At 66.8% G+C, this 4,349-nt stretch carries 7 protein-coding genes; all 7 read right to left on the bottom strand.

The features are described from left to right. Positions 1-8: 8 nt before the first annotated feature. Complete coding sequence (gene rpsK, locus IH13_RS0102000; protein ID WP_003956432.1) at positions 9-413, bottom strand: 30S ribosomal protein S11; 405 nt, start codon at positions 411-413, stop codon at positions 9-11. Between the two features lie 104 nt (positions 414-517). Beyond that, entirely contained in the window at positions 518-898 is a 381-nt protein-coding gene (gene rpsM / locus IH13_RS0101995; RefSeq protein ID WP_014047799.1) for a 30S ribosomal protein S13, read from the bottom strand. Positions 899-1,094: 196 nt separating this feature from the next. After that, positions 1,095-1,208 carry a 50S ribosomal protein L36 gene (rpmJ, locus tag IH13_RS40320; protein WP_003956441.1) on the bottom strand — a complete coding sequence of 38 codons (114 nt, stop codon included), beginning with the start codon at positions 1,206-1,208 and terminating at the stop codon, positions 1,095-1,097. Between the two features lie 60 nt (positions 1,209-1,268). After that, positions 1,269-1,490: a translation initiation factor IF-1 gene (gene infA, locus IH13_RS0101985; RefSeq protein WP_003956442.1), complete on the bottom strand. Its 222-nt coding sequence runs from the start codon at positions 1,488-1,490 to the stop codon at positions 1,269-1,271. Positions 1,491-1,919: 429 nt separating this feature from the next. After that, entirely contained in the window at positions 1,920-2,756 is an 837-nt protein-coding gene (gene map, locus IH13_RS0101980) for a type I methionyl aminopeptidase (RefSeq protein ID WP_031080488.1), read from the bottom strand. Positions 2,757-2,881: 125 nt separating this feature from the next. Next, positions 2,882-3,538 carry an adenylate kinase gene (locus IH13_RS0101975; RefSeq protein WP_031080486.1) on the bottom strand — a complete coding sequence of 219 codons (657 nt, stop codon included), beginning with the start codon at positions 3,536-3,538 and terminating at the stop codon, positions 2,882-2,884. Then, a partial coding sequence (gene secY / locus IH13_RS0101970) for a preprotein translocase subunit SecY (RefSeq protein WP_031080484.1) occupies positions 3,538-4,349 on the bottom strand: 812 nt, incomplete at its 5' end. The genes IH13_RS0101975 and secY, both read right to left, overlap by 1 nt.

The raw sequence follows: 4,349 nt of genomic DNA, 5'->3' as shown, positions 1-4,349 counted from the left end.
GTGACGGATCAGACGCGGCGACGCTTCGGCGGACGGCAGCCGTTGTGCGGCGTCGGGGTGACGTCCTGGATCGAACCGACCTCGAGGCCCGTGGCCTGGAGGGAGCGGATCGCGGTCTCACGGCCGGAGCCGGGACCCTTGACGAAGACGTCGACCTTGCGCATGCCGTGCTCCTGCGCGCGGCGGGCGGCCGACTCGGCGGCCATCTGCGCGGCGAAGGGGGTGGACTTGCGCGAGCCCTTGAAGCCGACGTGGCCGGCGGAGGCCCAGGAGATCACGTTGCCCGAGGGGTCCGTGATCGAGACGATGGTGTTGTTGAACGTGCTCTTGATGTGCGCGTGGCCGTGAGCGACGTTCTTCTTTTCCTTGCGACGCACCTTCTTGGCTGCGCCCTGACGACCCTTGGGGGGCATGTCTGAACTCCAGATGGAGAGGGGAGGTGATCGGTCCTACAGCGAAGACCGCTGGTTGCTGCGAGCGTCCGGCGGACCGGAGCGCGCAGTGCGTCCGCTGAGGACTACTTCTTGCCCGGCTTCTTCTTACCGGCGATGGCGCGACGCGGGCCCTTGCGGGTACGCGCGTTCGTGCTGGTGCGCTGACCGTGGACCGGCAGGCCGCGACGGTGCCGGATGCCCTGGTAGCAGCCGATCTCGATCTTGCGGCGGATGTCGCCCTGGATCTCGCGGCGAAGGTCACCCTCGGTGCGGAGGTTGGCGTCCACGTACTCGCGGATCTTGACCAGGTCCTCTTCGGCCAGGTCACGAACGCGGGTGTTCGGGTTCACGCCGGTGGTGGCGAGGATCTCCTTGGACCGGGTGCGCCCGATACCGAAGACGTAGGTGAGGGCAACCTCCACGCGCTTTTCGCGCGGGATGTCAACACCTGAAACGCGTGCCATTCAATGGCTCCAGTTGTCATGTCGGGGGTCTTCCGCAGTACCGCTCCCGAACGCCGACCCCGACCGTGAGGAGGAGGTGGTACGCCCGGGTCCCCGGCCCCCGCCGGAGGTGTCGTCAGCCGTGGCTTGGACGGGCACTGCGTATGTACGTGTACGTGCGTCGCGCGAAGAGCTGCGAGATGCAGGTGGTCGTGCTTCAGCCCTGGCGCTGCTTGTGGCGCAGGTTGTCGCAGATGACCATGACCCGGCCGTGGCGGCGGATCACCTTGCACTTGTCGCAGATCTTCTTGACGCTCGGCTTGACCTTCATGGGATGTCAGGTTCTCCGGGTCAGTGCCATCGCCTCGCCGAAACGGGGCGGCGGCAAGATCTACTTGTAGCGGTAGACGATCCGGCCACGCGTGAGGTCGTACGGAGAGAGCTCCACCACGACCCGGTCATCCGGGAGGATTCGGATGTAGTGCATCCGCATCTTGCCGCTGATGTGCGCGAGGACCTTGTGACCGTTCTGGAGTTCCACCTTGAACATGGCGTTCGGGAGGGACTCGATCACGGTGCCCTCAATTTCGATGGCACCTTGCTTCTTGGCCACGCTTCGCCTTTCGAATCGGCTACCTTGATCGACTCACCCACACCGGTGCGCAGACATACGGGCACACTGATGCACGAGAGCCGACGAGTCAGTCTACGTCAGCGGACTCCAAAAGACGAATCCGTCAAGTTTGCCCACGGGGACCGATCCGAAAACCAGTCGGGCGTCTCCGTCGGGGCGGGCACAGGGCCCGCGCGCTCCGGCGGACACGCCCGGTCCGGCGTCGGCCGGCCGCGCCGGACCCCGTCCGGCGGACGTGCCTGGTGCCGCGCCGGCCGGCGGGGCGGTCCTCGCCCGCAGTGGCACTAGCCCAGCGGGTCGGGCGCCGCTTCCACCCCGGCCCCACCTCCACGCAGCCCTCGCGGGCTCGGCGCCAGGGCGCCTCACAGGCATCGGCCGGCCGCGCCGGACTCCGCCCGGCGGACGTACTCAGCCCAACGGGTCGGGCGCCACTTCCACCCCGTACTTCGCGAGCCGCTCCCGGCCGCAGTCCGGTGCGGTCAGCACCAGCGGGCCCTGCTCGGTCAGCGCGATGGAGTGCTCCCAGTGCGAGGACCAGCTCTTGTCGGTCGTGAGGACCGTCCACTCGTCGGCGAGGACCTCGGTCTTCGCCGTGCCCAGCGAGACCATCGGCTCGATCGCCAGGCACACGCCGGGGACGAGCTTGATGCCCTTGCCCCGCTTGCGCGCGACGTAGTTCAGCAGGTGCGGGTCCATGTGCATCTCGGTGCCGATGCCGTGGCCGCCGTAGTCCTCGATGATCCCGTACTTGCCGGTCGCCGGGCGGGGCTGGCGGCGGATGTAGGACTCGATGGCCTTCGAGATGTCGACGAGCCGGTTGTTCACCTTCATCGCGGCGATCCCGGCCCACATGGACTCCTCGGTCACCCGGGACAGCTCGACCAGCTCCGGAGCGTGCCCGGTGCCCACGAACGCCGTGTACGCGGCGTCGCCGTGCCAGCCGTCCACGATCGCGCCGGCGTCGATGGAGATGATGTCGCCGTCCTTGAGGACGGTCTTGTCGTCGGGGATGCCGTGCACGACCACCTCGTTGACCGAGGTGCAGATGGTCGCCGGGAAACCGCCGTACCCCAGGAAGTTCGACTTCGCGCCGTGGTCCGCGATCACCTTGCGGGCGACCTCGTCCAGGTCCTTCGTGGTGGCACCGGGGACCGCGGCCTCGCGGGTGGCGGCGTGAATGGCGGCGACCACCAGGCCCGCCTCGCGCATCTTCGCGATCTGCTCGGGGGTCTTGATCTGCACCATTGCTCGGCGCCCTTCTTCCTGCGGTGGGGAACGGTCGATGCCGTACTCCACGATACGGCGCAGACAGTCGGCCGCGGCGCCCGATGGCGCCGCGGCCGACTGTGGTGGTACGGGTGGGGCCGGGATCAGCCCTCGGACTTCTTGAGGGCGTCCATGGCCCGCGCGGTCACCTCGGTGACCTTGCCGAGCGCGGAGATCGTCACGACCAGGCCCTGGGCCCGGTAGTGGTCGATGATCGGCTCGGTCTGCGTGTGGTAGACCTCGAGACGGGTACGCACCGTCTCCTCGCTGTCGTCGTCGCGCTGGTACAGCTCGCCGCCGCACTCGTCGCAGACGCCCTCGGACTTCGGGGGGTTGTACGTCACGTGGAAGACGTGCGCACTGTCGTTCCGGCAGATACGGCGGCCCGCGATGCGCTTGACCACCTCGTCCTCGGGGACCTCCAGGTCCAGAACCGCGTCCAGCGCGAGGCCCTCTTCACGGAGCATCGCGTCGAGCGCCTCGGCCTGACCCACGTTGCGCGGGAAGCCGTCCAGCAGGAAGCCTTTCTCGGCGTCCGGCTGGGCCATGCGGTCCTTGGCCATTCCGATGGTCACTTCGTCCGGCACCAGCTGACCCGCGTCCATGAAGGAGCGGGCCCGCTTGCCAAGGTCCGTGCCCTGGCTGATGTTGGCGCGGAAGAGGTCGCCCGTGGAGATGTGCGGAATCGAGAGATTCTTGGCAAGGTACGCAGCCTGCGTACCCTTGCCGGCACCGGGCGGCCCGACGAGGACGATTCGCATCAGCGGAGGAACCCTTCGTAATTGCGCTGCTGGAGCTGACTCTCAATCTGCTTCACGGTCTCCAGACCCACACCCACGATGATCAGGATGCTCGTCCCGCCGAACGGGAAGTTCTGGTTCGCACCACCGAAGCCCGCCAACGCCATCGTCGGCACAAGAGCGATCAGACCCAGGTACAGCGATCCTGGCCAAGTAATCCGGTTGAGCACGTAGCTCAGGTACTCGGCAGTAGGTCGACCGGCCCGGATACCCGGGATGAAGCCACCATACTTCTTCATGTTGTCCGCGACTTCCTCGGGGTTGAACGAGATCGCCACGTAGAAGAAGGCGAAGAACACGATCAACAGGAAGTACGTCGCGATGTAGTACGGGTGGTCGCCCTTGACGAAGTGGTTCTGGATCCAGGTCGCCCAGCCCGCGGTGGAATTGGAGAACTGAACGATTAGAGCAGGAATGTAGAGCAGCGAAGAAGCGAAGATGACGGGAATCACACCCGCCTGGTTCACCTTCAACGGGATGTACGTGGACGTACCGCCGTAGGACCGGCGCCCGATCATCCGCTTCGCGTACTGGACCGGCACGCGGCGCTGGGCCTGCTCGACGAAGACGACGAGGCCGACCATCACGAAGCCGATCAGGATGACCGTGAGGAACTCGATCCAGCCGTCGGCCAGCTTGCCGCTCTCCTTGATGGCCCACAGGGCGGCGGGGAAGCTGGCGGCGATCGAGATGAACATCAGGATCGACATGCCATTGCCGATGCCGCGGTCGGTGATGAGCTCACCGAGCCACATGACGGCGGCCGTACCGG

The sequence above is a fragment of the Streptomyces sp. NRRL WC-3549 genome, assembly GCF_000721935.1.
Taxonomy (GTDB): domain Bacteria; phylum Actinomycetota; class Actinomycetes; order Streptomycetales; family Streptomycetaceae; genus Streptomyces.
This window is presented reverse-complemented; position numbering and strand designations above follow the sequence as displayed.